Below are 17,022 nucleotides of genomic sequence, written 5' to 3'. Positions count from 1 at the left end.
ACTAAGTATCTTCAATCACAATAAAACTAATTAACTCAAAATCATTTAAGCCTGAAACAACATCAACCAATGCTGAAGTTGTCAAACCCGAAAACAGACTATCAATATCCTTTTCAACTTTTATATTTTGAATGCTATGGATCACGGTATCCAATAATGCTGAATATTGACTCATATCTCGACCATCATTGGTTTCTTGATTAAATTTTTCATACGCTTCTGGAATCGGCTCAACTTTCCCACGACATGCTTTTCTAGCTATATCTAATAAATATTTAGCTTGAGTATAGTCATAGATCACTTCACCACTTTCATTAATATAAACTAAATAGTACGGATATAAGCGATTACTTTGGCTCGTATGCGACTCAGGATGTCGTGCTCTTAAAGTAAAAATGACTCCTGTATTCAGACCTAATTCTGGCTGTGCAGGCACAACAGTATGAAGACCATTTGGTAATCGTTTCAATTCAGGATACTGTTCCAAATAGCCAAGCAAATCCATACGAAAGTCATTTAGACCTAAATCTGTAATCGATACACCTGTATTCGCATCTTCCAAATCCAGCACTTCATTTTGTAATTTTTGTAGTTGTTCTTTGCGATATGCCATATCGTTGGCTTGAGCACTCAGAACATTATCATCCCCTGTACTCGTCATATCGACAATGACCATCCGATTCTCAACCCGTTCTCGTAGGTTGATATATTCATCTAAACTAATATCAGGCCAGTAATTCACAAGCTGAATTACGTCATTGGATGAGCCAATACGATCCACTCGCCCAAACCGCTGAATGATACGTACAGGATTCCAATGAATATCAAAATTAATCAAATAATCACAATCCTGTAAGTTTTGTCCCTCAGAAATACAGTCTGTAGCAATTAAAATATCAATTTCTCTTGCTTCATTTGGGAATATATCTTGTTTTTGTTTAGACCTTGGTGAAAACAATGTCAGTAAACCTTGCATATCGTAGGCTTTACGGCTGCCTAGCATTGTTTTAATAGTTGAATTGTTTTTTGAGCCAGTAATACAAGCACTGTGTAATTGATGCTGTTCATGTAAATAGGGGGCTAGATGTTCGTAAATATAATGCGCAGTATCCGCAAACGCAGTAAAAATGATTACTTTGCAGTTTGAAGGGTTAATTGGCTGTTGAACCTTTTCAATCACTTGCTGTTTTAAATGTTGTAGTTTCGCATCGTGGGCTGCATCGATTACTTTAATTGAACGCAATAAACCGAGGATCAGTTGATGATCACCTTCAAGATCAACTTTCCAAGTCATGAGATCCAAATCACCTAGATGGATCTTGAGTTTTTTCCCAATTAAATCTTCACTACTTATCCCCTCATCATTTTCATCTTCATCATATCCAAAATCAGTTGAAATACTGATTTCATCCGAAGATTGCCGTGCTTCAAAATCAGCAATTTGTGATAGGACTTTCTCAATATTATTTTTTAGCACAGTCAGTGTTAAACGAAAGGCATGGACAGAACTTTCAAGCCGTTTCAGCAAATTCACCGTCATTAAGGCTTGTAGACTCTTTTCCCGATCCTTTTGCTTAAATTTTTTCCCATCTCCTACTTGAGTATCAAATAGCTCTTCATATTTTTTTAATGCGCTTGGAAAAATGTAACTCACTGGCGCATAGACAGACATCTTAATTAATGACAGATCGGCATATATTTCATTCAGAGATACAGTATTGTGCTCAGTCGACAACGCACAGCGAAATGAAATTGGCTTTAATCGTTGGGGGAATTGCCCAATATCTTTAGTATCGTAAAAAGTTTGAATATGCTTTCTAGAGCGAGCAATCGTGACACTATCTAACAACTTAAAGAAATCAAAATCCAATAAGTTTAAAATTGCTTGTGTATTACGTTGCTTCGGATCAAGTTTTGCCCATGTATTAAAACTTGCTTGCGCACGACTAAAAATTGTTGAAATATCCCTCTCGGTATCCAACTTTTGTTCAAGCAATGAGGCATTACCCTCATATGCCAATGCCAACTGATTTTTTAAATCATTAAAACGATTATTGACTGGAGTTGCAGAAAGCATCAAAACCTTAGTTTTTACACCTTGACGAATAATTTTATTCATTAATTTATCGTAACGAGTTTCTTTATCTTTATAAGTATCTCGGTTTCTAAAATTATGTGACTCATCAATTACAACAAGATCATAATTTCCCCAATTGATCTTTGCTAAATCAATCCCTAGTGTTTCACCGCTACTACGTGATAAATCAGTATGATAAAGAACATCATAGTTAAAACGATCCTTAGCAAAAATATTGGTTACTAAGTTCGCATTATAATTGGTCCAGTTAGCACTTAATTTTTTAGGGCAAAGTACCAAGACACTTTTATTTCTTAATTCATAATACTTAATCACAGCCAATGCAGTAAAAGTTTTACCCAATCCCACACTGTCTGCCAAGATACAGCCATTATAGCTTTCAAGCTTATTAATGATCCCTACTGCTGCATCTTTCTGGAAATTGAATAACTTATTCCATACCAAAGTATCCTGATAACCCGTTAGATCATTTGGCATCACATCTTCATTTAAATCTTCCAAAAAATCCTTAAAGATGTTGTAAAGCATTAAGAAATAAATACGTTCAGGAGGATTCTCTTGATAGACAGATTCTATATGCTGAATAATTTCACTGGTGACATCATCAACCTTTGAAGCATCATTCCAAATTTGGTTAAATAATTGAATGTAAGTTTGTACTGTAGCAGTCTCATCAAAGCAATTTACGATATTCGAGATAGCATTTCCCTTCTCAAAACCAAGCCCCATTGGAGTAAATCCCTGAATGGGCATGTATGTTAGAGAGTGTTCAGGTTTTTGAATGTTGATAAATTCCTGCATTGGCGCATTGCTGTTATTGGATTTAAATTTAGCTTTTCGTCGTATCCAATCTGCACATTCTTTGGCAATCGCTTTTTGTGATAATTTATTCCTTAAATGAATTTCAAATTCTGTCCCGTACAAACTACTTTCACGATCTTGCTGAGGGATCACAAACTCACGTTTTTCTTTTTTAAGTTTGTCTGTAACATTATCCGCAACAAAGGTTGGAGAAGTAAAAATGAATTGTAATTCTTCAATTTTTTCAAGTTCTTTCTTCAATGCAGCAAAGGCATAAATTGAAAAATAAGATGCCGCTATCTTTAGACGTGATTTGCTGTTGAGATTTTCCTCAATCTCATTACCTAATGTGTTATTAATGTTATCAATAAGTTTCATAGAGAAGGAATAATAAATATATCATTCACTATAATAACTGAAATATTTCTTCTTTTTCGCAATCTTCCCCACACATACCAAATTCTTATTTATTTCATAAATTCAATAGTTTTTCAGGTCTATACCAATCACATTCAGCTGCCTGATTGGACCCACATTTAAATTTTTTGGCTTTGCAAAAAATAGGCTGATTATTTGCATAATCCCAGTTATTCCCACTATATTTGCATAAAAAACAATTCTTAATCGGTACTTTGTTCTGAGCTGCCAGCTTTAGCTGGTCCAGAAAGATATCACCATGAGCATAGCCCACATATACAGTAGAGTTAACGAACTCTAAATCTGTTTCAATGATATTGCTATAAATAATTTTATCCCTATACTTCGTAAGCTTTTCTTCAATATCTGACAAATAGGAGAGCTCTAAAAAGGACTTACCTGAGTCCCAAATATAGAAACCAAAAAATTGCTTACGTAAACATTTGCACTCAGAATCCGTAATTGAGGCACTACCCTGATTAAAACCTAAAAACAAAGCACCATGAGGCTCTAAATTTGCTTGATATATTTGATCTATATCTTCTTCAGAATCAATTCTTATTTCTATAATACGTTTTCCTGAGCTTTGTTTTTTCTCACTCAAAAAGTGCGTTACGGCAATTTCAATATAAATATTGTCTTCTGGGAAATTTGCTCTAGAAAGTAATAAATCTGGAATAAAATTTTCCTCTTTCTTCTCAACTTCAATAATTGAGAAATATTCGGTCAGATCAAACTTTTTTTCAATAAATCCAAGATCACAATTCTTACGAATACTTCTTCTGAATTTATTGCATTTCTTAGAAACATGAAAAGTAATATAAAAGGGTTCATTTTCCTCTAAACATTTTCGATACACATCAAAAAAAACCTGTTTGCCCAAACGATGCAAATATGTTTCACCATTACACTCTTGAATATTTTTATGTGCAAAATGTGGTTGTTTTATTTTTCCATTGACTTTGGCTATTAAAATATTATCACAGCCTAAACATATGAAATTTGACTGTTGCTCTTTACCAACCAAATCAATAGCTCTGACTACTTTCCCCAATTGATCTTTAGCATATTGATAACGTGCCATAAACCTGCCCTTTTATATTTATAATCAAATACTCTAAGTTCTAATTGTTTCCTCTTCAATGCCCCTAAATCTTAAGAAATGCACTATTCCAACTAAGAAATTAAGCCACATAAAATCAAATATTCTTTTATATAGATACATATAAGAAAATTGGGAGATAGCTTATCTCCCAATTTTAATTAACCAACACTCATATCTGAGCAAGATTTACCCATTACTCTTGTAATTAACCAGAGTAAATCATTTCTTCTATTTTCAATGAAAAGTTCAAAATTATCATTTCTAATAGCATCAAAGCTAATAAGATGAGATTTCAAGATTTGATTCATTGCTTCATTATCAATCATAACAGTCTTATGATTTTGTAAATCCTCTAGATATTTAGAGGGGGCCTTCCCCCCAATCATTCTATTTGCTTTATAAGATATTGGCGTTTTATTAAGTATCGAGTCATACACTTTTACAGGTTTATTATTTTCTTCACACCATTTCTTAGGGAAAATGTGGTGAATATCTAAAGCTACCTCTTCTACATCTAGATTTTGAATAGACTCTTTCCAAAAAAAGTCTTGTGCTCCATCTCTTAATATTAGTATGTTTAGTCCTTTATAAGCAGCACTCAAACGAGATCTTAAAGTTACTAGACGTTGTGCCTGAAAAGAGGCCTCTTGAATAGTACGGACATCATGATGGTTATCTGTCAACCAACTTACGAAGTCTTCTAAGTCATTTGCAATACGAGTCTCAACTGCCCCACCGTATAGCTCGCCTAAGACACCACACCAAAACCATTGAGTTAATTTTTCATAAACTTTTGGTTCAAGCCATCTTTCATTTAGGAGGCTCAATATTGCAGCCAAAGGGACTAGTTGAGTTCTATATGGCAGATCTTTCGTGAAGAAAAAACACTCTTTCCTCAAGAACTTTGCAGCCAGTAAAAAACCATTTTCTACTTTATCAGCCCATTGCCTATATTCTTCTAATGACATTGCCAATATTGCTGAACGTTTTGCACTGACTGCTGAAACTAATTTTCCAGACTTATTTTCTTTTACATCTGTTGTTCGTTTTTGCAATGTACTCAAAAGGCTGATCGTTTGTAAAAAATCAGTAGGTTCAATCACTTTTAAAATTGATTCTTTATCAAATAAAGATTGGAAACGTCCAATAGGATTTCTCTCTGGGTGACCGTACCAATCATCTCTTAAGTTATAACCTTCGGCTGCAAAAGTTGCTGTTACTAACTCAAAAACAGATAATGGAACACCACCAGTATTTACTTTTTCAAATACCAAGCAGACTGCTTCTTTTGAGTTATCCTTATCTAGCTTAATCACTGGCACAGCATACTTTCGAAAAGCATCTAATACTTTTTTCCTAAACTGCATATATTTAGGCATATTTTCAGGAGCATTTTCAAAAAGAGACTCCTCCCACTCATCAGAGTTTAGAATTTTATTACAGGGAAAGAAAAATGCCTTGCATTCTTTTTGTGTTGTAGAAAAGTCTAATAGAATCTCATCCCCTTTTTCATTTGTTATCTTTTTTATATCGCGTCCAAAATTAGTTCTAACAATTCTATCCTCTTCTACTGATATAAAAGCCTCCTCAAGATTACCACCAAGAGCCATTTCAATATCAATATAATAGAAGCGTTTAATTAAACGCCCTTTTTCATCAAAAGTCTTTACTGGTTTATCAAGCATTAGTACTTGAGTTAAAGATGTTAATCGTTGTTGACCATCTAATATGAGCTCCTCAGGCTGAATATCTTTATTTTTTAGATCCACATTTTCTACGGGGCGCACTTGAAATTTAACATCTCCACCTGTTTCCAATAACATCACTGCACCAACTGGAAAAGAACGAGATATACTCACTAGTAAAGATTTTATATGTGAATTATCCCATACCCAGCCTCTCTGAAAATCAGGTAACTGTAATTTACCTTGAATAACTTTCTTTAAAATATCATTCAAATATTCTTTTGAACTATCAAAATTACTCATATGCCAAACTTATTTAAATTAATTCATTTAAAATACATTATCTTATAAATTTTTCAATTAGCAAAAAAATAAGGGAGCAAAAGCTCCCACTATTATTCTTCTCGGCTTTTCAGCTTACTCTCAATCCACTGATGGATTTCCCACGCTGACCAACCAATACGCATTTCAGTCAACCGTATAGGCTGGGGAAATGTAGGATCGTAATATTTTGAGTCCTTGTTAATCATCTCATAGATTTTCGATCGGCTAAGGGCAGTAAACTCGACTACATGCTTAATGTTAATAATTTGATTCATCTGAAAAGTTTGACCTGTGAACGCATTCATGATGATTTCTCCTAATCATTGATGCGAGCGGGGATTCGCTCAGATGATAGCTCTATCCAGTAAAATTTCACTGGGCTTCAGCTAATTCAAAGCCTGAACCGACTGCTACAAACCTTTCTGAATATCCTGAACATTAGTTAAATCATGCCTTTGCTGATGTTGCTCAGATTTTGCTTCCTCAGTATAAAACTCATCCACAATATCCAAGCCCTCTTCACTTCCCACCTCAAAGCTGGCATTGCCATAGCCTTGCCGTGCCACATGATCCAACGCCTCCTGATAAAACCCTGCTATCTTACTTTGTTCATCCATCTGTTTGGCTGAACTAATCGCGTCTTTCAGGTTTGTGCCATCACGTAAAGTTAGATCCACGTAGTAGATCGGGGTACGATAGCTTTGTGTTGTGCTTTTACCTCGCAAGGTCAATTGCAATGGCAAACACGAAAGCAAGTCACCCGATGCTGCATGATAATAACTGAGCCTTGCTGCCAAAGTGCGAATGCTATTAAAGCCTGTGGTTCTAAAGATGAATGTGCCAAACTCATCTGATTCATCTAAATTGACATACAGTCTGCCATAAGGTTTACACAGTCCACCTTGTGCCAATGGACATAAATCAGGTGATGGGCATGGATGTTGTTCAATGCCATTTTGTCCAAGTCGCTGACAAGTTTCGCCATTGCCTGAGCAGATTAATCGTCCTGTTTGGCGGTCAAATAGGCTGTACTCTGCCCGTAGGTTAAGTTCAGGGTCATTGAAAATCATCCGTACTGGAATCGTTCTGAGTTTTTGGTTTTGTGCATTAGCACGTAACTGTTCATCCAGTGGATGTTTCACCCAACCCTCTTTGTTTTGGATTTGACTGGTAATGGTAAATTGATCATCTCGTTCAGGCAGACGTTTACCATTCTTTTCAACAATTTTGCCGATACTGATACGACCTAAAACAGGTGGAGTGATTGCGAGACCTTTAATCATGTTGATGTCCTCTATATAGATGTATAAATAAAAATTGAATAGGTTCAATTAAATTTTGGGCATAAAAAATCCCATACCTGTTGAGGTATGGGATCGGCTGAATTGATACTTTTGTTAAGATAATAAATGGTGGAATAAATATCTGTCCTATCCACCATTCGAATAAATCTGAAATCTTCGTGTCCCAGCTTTAGTTTGTGGAAACTGCTGTAGATATTCAGGATGCTGTTTAAGCAGGGATTTGCTGTCTAGGCTGATGGAGTCTTGCGACTTTTTCCAAGTGACTGAACCACCTGTAAATACCGCTCGCTCTGCCTCTTTCATCATCATTTGTAGTTGATGTTTGAGTTCATCGAAATACTGTTGGTGTTGTTCAACTTTATGTCTCTCCTCTAACAGTTGATTGAATAAGTAATTGGCTTGTTCATTTTGGGTAAGGTCTTCTACCTGTAATGGCGTCTGTGCTGGATAAAGTTGTTGCAAAGCTTTGGCCGCTGAATCCGAGGCATCGACACTCGGTGGAATATCCGACTCCACACATTGCCAGAAGTGGCGTTCGGCATTAATGATGTGCTGAATCACCGTTTCATTACGGGTCACTTTAAAGATTTTACTTTCATGTCCACAGATCAAGGCACAGATATGTGCTGCCTGTTTACCTGTGACTGCGAGTTGATGTTGCACTTGGCAGAGGACATAAAGCGGTACGCCATCCCGCCAGAGTTTTGAGCCATATTCCCCTACGGTTTTGCATTCTAATATTTGAACTTCTTCATTACCTACCACGGCATAATCCAAATTGGCGAGCATAAAATGCTTGTCTTCATCAGGGTGTTGCAGCACTGCATTGACCCGACGCACTTTGTGGTTGGTATGCATGCTGTAGTATTCAGCCACCAACGGTTCTAACTGCTTGCCCCAGTACAATGGAGCGTAGCCTGCACTTTCATCCTCGATGTTTTGTTGCATCCGTCCTGTCTTAATCATCCACAGTTCCAGCATCGACATATAGGGATTGAGTCCACAGGCGGTTGCTGCATCACTACTGCCAATGCCCTGTTTTCTGACTTCGAGCCATTGTTGGTAATTGAGCTGTTTAGTATTGGCAAGGCGTTTCGCTACAGGTGCTTTGGTTTTTCGTGGCTGCTTACTGTGTGAGGGATTGGTTGTGCTGTTAGATGGATTTCGCTTGGTTCGAGTTCCCGCCTCAACCTGTTGAGTGGGTTGATCTAAGTTTGGTGAATAAGGCTGTAGTGGTGGATGATTTAATGTGTTTTGAATTTGGGTATGGCTATGCATATTGAATATTCCTGTATGAGTAAAATCGTAAAAGCTAAATTTCGGGCATAAAAAAAGCCACATCTGGAGAATGTGGCTAAAGATGTTGCTGTGCTTGTACGGTGTTACCGTATGCTTAGGCTAAATGGATGAGCTTAAATAAAACTGAACGAATGGTATGCTTTTCTTAACTAACCATTCTCAATGCCTGTTCGAGACCACGCTGTTTAATGGCAGCCCCCGCTCCGAACCATGCTGAATCCAGTCGATGATCGGTACTCATCGCTCTTCGTTCATGGTCACAAAACTCGGTGATGCTACACAATAATCCATACGCCGTATCCTTGGCTGAGCTGAGTTCTGCCCCTCGTCCATGTCCGTTAAACATAGTCATGACTTTCGACATGGCACGTCCATTCGGTTCAGTTTTATTGTCGGCTTTACTTACTGGCGTGATGCCTTGATTTGGCATGGCTGCATTTCGATAGAATTGAATAATGCTTTCATCCTGTTCTGCTGTACTGAGACTGGTGTTGTTAAACACTGCATCAAAATAGGCGGTCGCTTCCTGCTGTGTCACTTTACGCTGACTCAGTTGTTTCATTTCATACATGTGTTCATCCCATGCACGGACTGAAATCCCGAGTTGCTGTTTGACTTTCTCTGCATCGAACTTGGTACTATGCGGAACTTTAACTACACCTGCACTGGTATTTTGTCCTTTAAGGGCAATCGCGAGAGTGTTGTTACACACCACTCGAATACTGGTGAATTGTGCTGTGGTGGCGAGTGTGCCATCACAGGCTGTCGCTAAAAGAATATAACCATTGCTGACGTCTTTACCTTTTAAAGCGGAAGTCTGTCCCGTCTTAGCCAATGCCCAGAATTTCCTACCACCTTTCAGCACCCCAGCGGTTTCTAGTTCAAAGCCTGATTGTTCAGTCAGGTCACGATAGAATTCTAAAATCTCTTTAGGTTGCACTTCCTGAAAGCGTTGACTCACCACGGATAGAGGTGCATGGGTATCAGAACGGTAAAGTACTCGCTGTTCCTCAAAAGGCATGATGATGCTTTGTCCTTTTTCATTTTGCGCCATGTAACTGACATCAGAGGATTCGATGCGCCAATCCATACCTGCCTGCTGCGCCCATATCTCGATGGGCTGGTTTTGGGTGAGTTGGTTGCCTAGTCCATGCCAAGGGGTTTGTCCAACGAATGCCATGGTTTCAACTAAATGTGCCATATGATTTTCCTTTTAAAAGAGTGAAATTGCTGTCATCCAAATTAAATTTTGGGCATAAAAAAAGGCCTGCTGAGGGAGCAGACCAAAGATGAAGACGATCAAATAAATTTGAACCGTTTGATTCACTTAGATGATATATAGCTGAAATTTTTTCTAATTCAGTCAAATCAAAGACTTTTAAAAACTCGCAATTGACTAAACACCCACTCAATATTATCCTTGCCTTGCTGACCCTCATGGTCAGTCGGTTTTGACAGACCGATTCCTAAGTACACTAAAAGATCCCTTTCTTTTGGTGTGAGTTCTCGTGCTCCCTCTGCGGTAGAACGGGAGGGGGACACCTTCGGGTGTGCTGATTCTTAGGTTCAGTCTGTCAACCCCCTTTCGTTCTGCCACCATAATCAATTGACAGTGATTCGGTAGGACTTCTTCAACCTAAGGAGTCGATCATGACTAAGCACTATCTATCTCTCTTGTTTTCCCTCAAGCACCCCTGCGTTCTTTGTTACAGGCTGAATTAGCCCATACCGTTATTTAAGCATCTTTGTTGCTGCTAAAAATCCGACATTACAGTTCGGAGCTTGGTTGTCGCTAGAATTTCTCATAAGACGCTAAATAAAAATATGCATGTTGATTTAAAAATCAATTTCTGGGGAAACAATGAAAACCTCTTTAACAATGGTATCCATCACTTTCGCCATATTGCTACTCACAGGCTGTGCCAGTAAAACCGAACGGCAGTTTGTGAATGGCTGTAAGACAGGTGGCATTGATGGATCAACCTGTAGTTGTATCTATCAAAAACTGGAAAATAAATATGGTGAGGATGGGCTCAAAAGCAATCTCTACACCATGAATCAAACCACAAGCTTTCAACAAGACATGATCCAAAGCAGCATGCAATGCATGCAGGAGTAGCGTATGCGCTTCCTTGCTGGACTAATCTGCATCATCGTTGTCATCAGCTTCTTAGGTCTACCCTTTATTGGAATGATGATCCTGTTGTTTCTGTTTGTCTTACTTGTTGAATATGCATTTGGAGGAAAAAAATGAATACAAATATTAAATCTTGGTTAATTGGTTGCTATTGCTCGATTGGATTACTTTTTACCGTATATCAACACTTTTGGGGGCCTCAAAGCTATAAATCCTTTGCCTATCATTTAGGTCAAGGGGTAGTCTGGCCTACAATAATGTTCCCCTCTTTCGGTAAATTTATTGGGGGAATCATTATTCTCTTATTCATTGGGTTTATCGCACTACGTTCCAAATAAGATCCAATCCCCTCACGCGTACATAGAATACAAACCAATCAGCTTTGAGATACATGTCATCAAGCTGATTGGTTTTTTTAAACTATGCCGCTACATAAACGACTGCCGACATGACTGACATTGGAAATAACTGATTGGTAACGGTGCTGCTGCTCGTTGTGGTGTATCCAGTAATCCGCTAAACAATCCACCAATCACCGCTCCTGCTATTCCCCCAATCCATGGTGAAATTGGAATCTGGCCACCCAAGCTTTTGGATAAGCCTGCACCAATACTGGCAAAGGTTGCCGATGTACCCAATAGGTGACTTGAATCATCAGAAGCTTGCGCTGGGCTATGTAACATCCGTTGTACATGTTCAGAATGACAATAAGGACAAAGAATTTGCATAAGTAATCTCCATGAATAATAAAAAAGGGCTCAGTTAACTCAGCCCTTAAAAATTGGATGTTGTGCATCCATCTTCATGTCGATAATGTAGATCTGAGATCTTTTTTAATTTATCCAAAGGTTCGCATTCGTTTACGGGTTTTAACTCGGAGATACTGATGCTCCTTTTCAGGACGAACCAGATACTTCACCGTATTCAGCATATTATTGACCTCTAGGTGATTATTCCGATGAATCATACCAATGCCAAGCATGTTGCGTTCGGAGAACTGTCTAAGATATTCAGTATCATGACAATTAAAATAACAGCCTAAATCACCTGTGATCTGCTTCCACAACTTGCCAACCTGATCAGCAATACCATAGGCTTTGCAGCGTTCATGCCCCTTATACACCAGTAATAGATGACAGTGATAACCCTTGTCTTCCCCTTGCTCTAATGCCCAAGCTGATTCAATTAAACCTTTAAAGATTTTATCCTGATCCTGAATCCGTCTTCTCAGCACCCTCATATCATCATCCAACTTTTGGATATTCACCAAATGCTGATGCTTCAGGGGATAAGCCAGATCAACACGTACTACTAAAATACGGGCATATCGTTGACTCACCTGCTCCATTCGTCTTACTAGTTGTTCGCTGTTCTGAGATTCACTATAACCATGATCACGTAATTGTTTTTTATATCGTCGATCCTGCTTTTTAAAATCTCGTTGAATATCGGCGTAAGAGATTTCAGATAATCGATCCAACAACTGTTTTTGACAATAGAGATATTTTTCCATATCAAGCAGCAATTCAATAAATGCACCGATTAATGCGGAATAATGAAAGTCAGGATTATAGATTGCATCAAACTCAATCAATAAATGAGTTAACTTGCTGTAGAAGTTTCTTGGCTTAGATCTTTTAGCAATAACATCCTCAACAAAATACTCAATTTCAATTAAGACTCTTGATTCATTTACTGGATTTACCATCTTTATTTCCTACGCTATTTAGACATAGGAAAACTGATGATGTAATTATTGACTTAAATCAAAACAGCATACTGCTACAGCAAGTATACCAACTACCAGATAGATTCAAATAGATCAATACAAGAAGTATAAATTGAAAGTAGATAATATTAATAACCCTTGATGAAATAACTTAAAAAATTAATTCACCACTCTATACATCAATAATAAAATTAAAAAATATCAAGCAACTTTTATTCGATTAACAAAAAATAAAATTTAGTATTATTACAAGAACATTTATACCAAAAAGTTTCCAAACAATTCAAAATTTTACACTTACTTAAATAAGTAAGAGCTGAGAATGCTAAGTATAGAACTCTATATTTTGATAGCGATTCATTAAAAGTAGGTAATAAATTACTTTTTTAAACAAACATACCAACTACTACAATAGTTTACAGGAATAATTATTACTTATTTATCCTAAATAAATTACTTTTTATTACTAAAAAAATACTATTTTATGCTATAATTTTTACTTTTGAATTACTTTAAAACAAAGAGGGCTAGATATAGAATGAAATCACCTGATGAGTTAAAAGAAATAGAAACCTTACTGAAGACAACAGATGTAAATTTATATATCTGGGTAATAATTAAAATATTTAATAAATTTCAACATGATTATGAAACTTTACTTGAAAGAGAAATTAATTATTTCGATGAGACTCTTAAAATTATTCAACGATGTGAAACACTAATTGATGTAAAAAAAGAACTAACCAGATTAATATTAGTTCTACCTACTGATTTATCCCTTAAAAAAGAAATTCCTAAAAGAGCTTCCTTTTTCATATCCAAATGCTGAATTTAGAACATTTTTAAAAAAGATTTATAGTGAAAAGAGGTTAGCAGATTTTATATATTATTTTTTAGATGACTCTATAGATATCTCCTTCAACAAAAGAAATAATGAAAAAAAATTAATAGAATTACTAATTGCATCCCCACCCCAAAAGGTGATTTTTTACAATGATGAATTAGTTTATTTTTACAGCAACAACTCACCATTATTAGCAAATCTTTATTTAGTAAAAAAATACATAGAACAAGATAATTGTAAAAAATTTTTTAATACTTATTTAACAATATTTATTCAAATAAAAAAGCAATCAAAAACGATTATCGAAAATCATATCCAAAATGAAGAATTTTCTCAGTGGTTATTTGACTATATAGAAAAAAATATTATTGCATCAGAAATGTCATACAGAACAACTTATATTCCATACACTATCGACGAAAGAAAGAGCTTTATGCTTCATCAACTTGATCTATGGTATACACTTGATATTAGAAGATATCATCAAGTTTTAAAGAAAATTCAAAGTACTTGGAATAAAAGATCACATGATGCTCGTAAGCGCTCATTGAGATTGGATTCCATGAAAAAGTAAAATTGACAATCATTCTAAATAAAGTCAAATACCAAGAACTATCTGATAAGGCTTAAATCCATCCAGTACAACTCCACCAATTAGATTCATGAATGGTTCTGTATTACCATAAGCCATCCATTGATCTAAAGCCTCATAGTAAGCTAAACGATTTTCTACTGTAATCACACTGGGCGGATAGCCTGCTTTAAGCAGTTCCAGATTCATCAATAACCGAGATGTTCGTCCATTCCCATCGACAAAAGGATGGATGCCTACGAAATCAGCATGAACTTTGGCAGCTCGTTCAACTGGATGCAATGTATGAGCTTCCGTGTTATACCAATCTATAAACTGAGCCATTTTGTCATTAAGCAAAGTATGGTCTGGCGGATTAGTTGTAGCACCTGAAATTAATACATTCTGCTGGCGATATCGTCCAGCATTTTCATCATCAATGTTTTTTAATATTAGTTGATGAACATTCCGAATTTGCCATTCAGAAAATGGTTCTTCTTTTTTTATAATATCTTCGATATACAAGATTGCATCACGATGATTGATCGCTTCAAAATGCTCTCTTAATGCCTTACCACCTACCGTAATCCCTTCTAGAACAACTTTGGTTTCCAATAAGGTTAAAGTATTACCCTCAATCGCATTGGAATGGTACGTCCAGCGCAGGATCAAGTCTTCATGTAGATTTTTAACAATCGCAGGTGAAAGAGGTCGATGCTGATCTAATTTAGCTTTTAAATCATCAATGATCTCAAACATGCTTATCTCTGTACGTATGTAAGTATGAAATGATCATACATTAAAAAATGATGGCAATGAAATCCATCAGGTTAATCCAATGCTTCCATGCTATAGTAAGAACAATGGCTAAGTAGCTATGGAGTACCCTCATACAGTTGGGGGTATAACTGGGGGGTAAAATACAAAATACGGTTTTTAATTTTAATTAATTATCATACACTTAAATTAATAAGTTTATTCCCTCTCTCGCCAAATTTAGTTTCTATGATGTCTCATAGAGTCCTAAAAGCTTAAATCTAAAGGGTTTAAGCTTTTTTTATTGCTTACAAGTTCCTACCCTTTCCATTGCAATCCCCCATGTTGTGGGGGACAATTGGGGGTATAATAAATTACCCCTATTTTTATCCCCCCAATTTTCTACGGAAACTTCTGAAATGGTACAGATGGCGACATCAAAAGACATATATTTAAAAAATCCCATTCAAATTTTTAAATGATTTTTGATCAAAAAAATCATGAAATAAAAAGCCCTCATTCTTGAGTTATCCTATTTGCTAAACTATCCTTTTTAATTCCTACATTTATTTATGCTTAGTTTATTTGTTTACGGTACGTTAGGACCAAATCGTCCCAACGCTCATATTTTGGAAAAAATTGGCGGTAATTGGGCAGAAGCACATGTATTTGGCACACTAAAAGAACAAGGTTGGGGGGCAGAACTCGGGTTTCCGGGGATTGTGTTGGATCACAGCGAACATCAGGTCTCTGGCTTTGTCTTTTTCTCAGACAATCTAGAACAACATTGGCAAGAACTCGATGAATTCGAAGGTACAAGCTATCAACGCATCTCTGTTAAAGCGTATTTAAGTACAGGTGAAGTGATTGATTCTTATGTATACGCACTAAATACTTAAATAAAAATGGATAAAAATCCCACAATCGAATTAAATCCACCCAATTGCTCATTTTTTCGCTTGTTTTTTTAAATAGATTCTGTAAAATTCTCGCCACGTTGCCGGCATAGCTCAGTTGGTAGAGCAACTGACTTGTAATCAGTAGGTCCACAGTTCGAATCCGTGTGCCGGCACCATCAAATTCAAAAAAGTCTTAATTTTAAAGATTAAGCCTTTTTTATTGCCTAATTTTTAATTGCGCTGACCTGAATATAATGCACTAAACCATCTTGATAGAGCTTTCTACATAACTTTGCTGTCATATCAATTTTTAATTGTGCTAAGTCAAAATGTTTCCTTTCTGTTCTCTTATTTTCAATATAGACAGCAAAACCATTTAAAACAGGTTCGGAAAAATTCTGAATTTCAATTTCGGTAAATCCTTTTTGTATAAGCTTTTGTGTTAATTGTTGTTCGCCCATTAAATTTTGCCAATTAACATCAGCACTTTTGAGCAAATAACGATATTGTTGTTTTTTAAAACTCGAACTCTCTCGCCAAGCATCTGACCACATCAAATAATGAAATGCGATTCGACCTTTTGAATTCAAAACCAAAGATGTCGAATTGAGAAATAAATTCAAATCACTGTGATAAGCCGCATCTATACACAGCACTACGTCAAATGAATTCAAAAATTGCAGTGCTTTTAAATTCAAAAATGATCCACAATGAATTTGAACTTGGGGTAATTGTTTTTGAATTCGTTTGGTACATTCGGGCTGTAGTTCAACCGCACTGAGTTGTTGAATCTGATAATACCGAAGCCAATGTAAAAGACTTGCTCCCTGTCCACAGCCTAGGTCTAAAACATGATCAGATTGTTTGAGTTGAATAGAAGAAGCGATTTGATCTGCTAGGCTTTGGCAAGCCTGTGGGTAATCATCATATTGGTTCTGCCAATAACCTAAATTACTCCAAGCAAGTAGAGAATCATCTCCGAGGCGTTTTGCATCTATTGCATATTTATGTCCGAAAACTTTCTCAATCCATCCTTGCTTGGAGTAAGCCATA

At 36.4% G+C, this 17,022-nt stretch carries 15 protein-coding genes and 1 tRNA gene; 5 read left to right on the top strand and 11 right to left on the bottom strand.

From position 1 onward, the window contains the following. Position 1 precedes the first annotated feature (1 nt). From AC0JIQ_RS00965 to AC0JIQ_RS00935, 7 genes are all read right to left on the bottom strand, one after another. On the bottom strand, positions 2-3,277 hold the full coding sequence (locus AC0JIQ_RS00965) for a helicase-related protein (protein ID WP_474202368.1): 3,276 nt from the start codon (positions 3,275-3,277) through the stop codon (positions 2-4). 94 nt (positions 3,278-3,371) lie between these two features. Then, positions 3,372-4,400 carry a competence protein CoiA family protein gene (locus AC0JIQ_RS00960; RefSeq protein WP_474202367.1) on the bottom strand — a complete coding sequence of 343 codons (1,029 nt, stop codon included), beginning with the start codon at positions 4,398-4,400 and terminating at the stop codon, positions 3,372-3,374. A 179-nt stretch (positions 4,401-4,579) separates the two neighbouring features. After that, complete coding sequence (locus AC0JIQ_RS00955; protein WP_474202366.1) at positions 4,580-6,409, bottom strand: GmrSD restriction endonuclease domain-containing protein; 1,830 nt, start codon at positions 6,407-6,409, stop codon at positions 4,580-4,582. A 92-nt stretch (positions 6,410-6,501) separates the two neighbouring features. Then, positions 6,502-6,735 (bottom strand): helix-turn-helix transcriptional regulator, encoded by a 234-nt coding sequence (locus AC0JIQ_RS00950; protein WP_474202365.1) that lies wholly within the window; start codon positions 6,733-6,735, stop codon positions 6,502-6,504. Positions 6,736-6,840: 105 nt separating this feature from the next. Further along, a complete protein-coding gene (locus AC0JIQ_RS00945) occupies positions 6,841-7,713 on the bottom strand; it encodes a recombination directionality factor (protein ID WP_474202364.1) in 873 nt (290 codons plus the stop codon). Between the two features lie 147 nt (positions 7,714-7,860). Then, entirely contained in the window at positions 7,861-9,012 is a 1,152-nt protein-coding gene (locus AC0JIQ_RS00940) for a YqaJ viral recombinase family nuclease (protein ID WP_474202363.1), read from the bottom strand. Positions 9,013-9,178: 166 nt separating this feature from the next. Then, positions 9,179-10,234: a DUF932 domain-containing protein gene (locus tag AC0JIQ_RS00935; RefSeq protein WP_474202362.1), complete on the bottom strand. Its 1,056-nt coding sequence runs from the start codon at positions 10,232-10,234 to the stop codon at positions 9,179-9,181. A gap of 660 nt (positions 10,235-10,894) precedes the next feature. Here AC0JIQ_RS00935 and AC0JIQ_RS00930 point away from each other — a divergent pair. Together AC0JIQ_RS00930 and AC0JIQ_RS00925 are read left to right on the top strand one after the other, a co-directional pair. After that, the gene (locus AC0JIQ_RS00930) at positions 10,895-11,152 is read left to right on the top strand and encodes a hypothetical protein (protein WP_474202361.1); all 258 of its coding nucleotides are present in this window, start codon (positions 10,895-10,897) and stop codon (positions 11,150-11,152) included. A gap of 131 nt (positions 11,153-11,283) precedes the next feature. Continuing rightward, on the top strand, positions 11,284-11,508 hold the full coding sequence (locus tag AC0JIQ_RS00925) for a hypothetical protein (protein WP_241282245.1): 225 nt from the start codon (positions 11,284-11,286) through the stop codon (positions 11,506-11,508). Positions 11,509-11,598: 90 nt separating this feature from the next. Here the strand turns inward: AC0JIQ_RS00925 and AC0JIQ_RS00920 are convergent, their stop codons facing one another. Together AC0JIQ_RS00920 and AC0JIQ_RS00915 are read right to left on the bottom strand one after the other, a co-directional pair. Further along, positions 11,599-11,898 (bottom strand): hypothetical protein, encoded by a 300-nt coding sequence (locus AC0JIQ_RS00920; RefSeq protein WP_336916737.1) that lies wholly within the window; start codon positions 11,896-11,898, stop codon positions 11,599-11,601. A 110-nt stretch (positions 11,899-12,008) separates the two neighbouring features. Next, complete coding sequence (locus AC0JIQ_RS00915; RefSeq protein WP_474202360.1) at positions 12,009-12,878, bottom strand: YagK/YfjJ domain-containing protein; 870 nt, start codon at positions 12,876-12,878, stop codon at positions 12,009-12,011. Positions 12,879-13,437: 559 nt separating this feature from the next. On the opposite strand from AC0JIQ_RS00915, the gene AC0JIQ_RS00910 reads away from it, so the two are divergent. Then, positions 13,438-13,728, top strand: coding sequence for a hypothetical protein (locus AC0JIQ_RS00910; protein WP_474202359.1), 291 nt, complete (start codon positions 13,438-13,440; stop codon positions 13,726-13,728). A gap of 613 nt (positions 13,729-14,341) precedes the next feature. Here the strand turns inward: AC0JIQ_RS00910 and AC0JIQ_RS00905 are convergent. After that, the gene (locus tag AC0JIQ_RS00905) at positions 14,342-15,073 is read right to left on the bottom strand and encodes a Fic family protein (RefSeq protein WP_474202358.1); all 732 of its coding nucleotides are present in this window, start codon (positions 15,071-15,073) and stop codon (positions 14,342-14,344) included. Positions 15,074-15,642: 569 nt separating this feature from the next. Between AC0JIQ_RS00905 and AC0JIQ_RS00900 the strand changes: the two genes are divergently transcribed. Continuing rightward, the gene (locus tag AC0JIQ_RS00900) at positions 15,643-15,969 is read left to right on the top strand and encodes a gamma-glutamylcyclotransferase (RefSeq protein WP_474202357.1); all 327 of its coding nucleotides are present in this window, start codon (positions 15,643-15,645) and stop codon (positions 15,967-15,969) included. 100 nt (positions 15,970-16,069) lie between these two features. Then, a tRNA-Thr gene (locus AC0JIQ_RS00895) sits at positions 16,070-16,145 on the top strand. A gap of 48 nt (positions 16,146-16,193) precedes the next feature. Here AC0JIQ_RS00895 and AC0JIQ_RS00890 read toward each other — a convergent pair. Continuing rightward, positions 16,194-17,021, bottom strand: a complete 828-nt coding sequence (locus AC0JIQ_RS00890) for an SAM-dependent methyltransferase (RefSeq protein WP_474202356.1) — start codon at positions 17,019-17,021, stop codon at positions 16,194-16,196. Position 17,022 lies beyond the last annotated feature (1 nt).

Source organism: Acinetobacter sp. FB (genome assembly GCF_056033405.1).
Note: the sequence above shows the minus strand (reverse complement) of the source record. Positions and strands in the feature narration are given on the sequence as shown.

Bases quoted from the DNA above. Each gene is read 5' to 3' on its own strand.
- AC0JIQ_RS00905 (WP_474202358.1), bottom strand. From the start codon at position 15,073: ATGTTTGAGATCATTGATGATTTAAAAGCTAAATTAGATCAGCATCGA.
- AC0JIQ_RS00890 (WP_474202356.1), bottom strand. From the start codon at position 17,021: ATGGCTTACTCCAAGCAAGGATGGATTGAGAAAGTTTTCGGACATAAA.
- AC0JIQ_RS00960 (WP_474202367.1), bottom strand. From the start codon at position 4,400: ATGGCACGTTATCAATATGCTAAAGATCAATTGGGGAAAGTAGTCAGA.
- AC0JIQ_RS00955 (WP_474202366.1), bottom strand. From the start codon at position 6,409: ATGAGTAATTTTGATAGTTCAAAAGAATATTTGAATGATATTTTAAAG.
- AC0JIQ_RS00920 (WP_336916737.1), bottom strand. From the start codon at position 11,898: ATGCAAATTCTTTGTCCTTATTGTCATTCTGAACATGTACAACGGATG.
- AC0JIQ_RS00950 (WP_474202365.1), bottom strand. From the start codon at position 6,735: ATGAATGCGTTCACAGGTCAAACTTTTCAGATGAATCAAATTATTAAC.
- AC0JIQ_RS00925 (WP_241282245.1), top strand. From the start codon at position 11,284: ATGAATACAAATATTAAATCTTGGTTAATTGGTTGCTATTGCTCGATT.
- AC0JIQ_RS00965 (WP_474202368.1), bottom strand. From the start codon at position 3,277: ATGAAACTTATTGATAACATTAATAACACATTAGGTAATGAGATTGAG.
- AC0JIQ_RS00930 (WP_474202361.1), top strand. From the start codon at position 10,895: ATGAAAACCTCTTTAACAATGGTATCCATCACTTTCGCCATATTGCTA.
- AC0JIQ_RS00900 (WP_474202357.1), top strand. From the start codon at position 15,643: ATGCTTAGTTTATTTGTTTACGGTACGTTAGGACCAAATCGTCCCAAC.
- AC0JIQ_RS00915 (WP_474202360.1), bottom strand. From the start codon at position 12,878: ATGGTAAATCCAGTAAATGAATCAAGAGTCTTAATTGAAATTGAGTAT.
- AC0JIQ_RS00945 (WP_474202364.1), bottom strand. From the start codon at position 7,713: ATGATTAAAGGTCTCGCAATCACTCCACCTGTTTTAGGTCGTATCAGT.
- AC0JIQ_RS00940 (WP_474202363.1), bottom strand. From the start codon at position 9,012: ATGCATAGCCATACCCAAATTCAAAACACATTAAATCATCCACCACTA.
- AC0JIQ_RS00935 (WP_474202362.1), bottom strand. From the start codon at position 10,234: ATGGCACATTTAGTTGAAACCATGGCATTCGTTGGACAAACCCCTTGG.
- AC0JIQ_RS00910 (WP_474202359.1), top strand. From the start codon at position 13,438: ATGAAATCACCTGATGAGTTAAAAGAAATAGAAACCTTACTGAAGACA.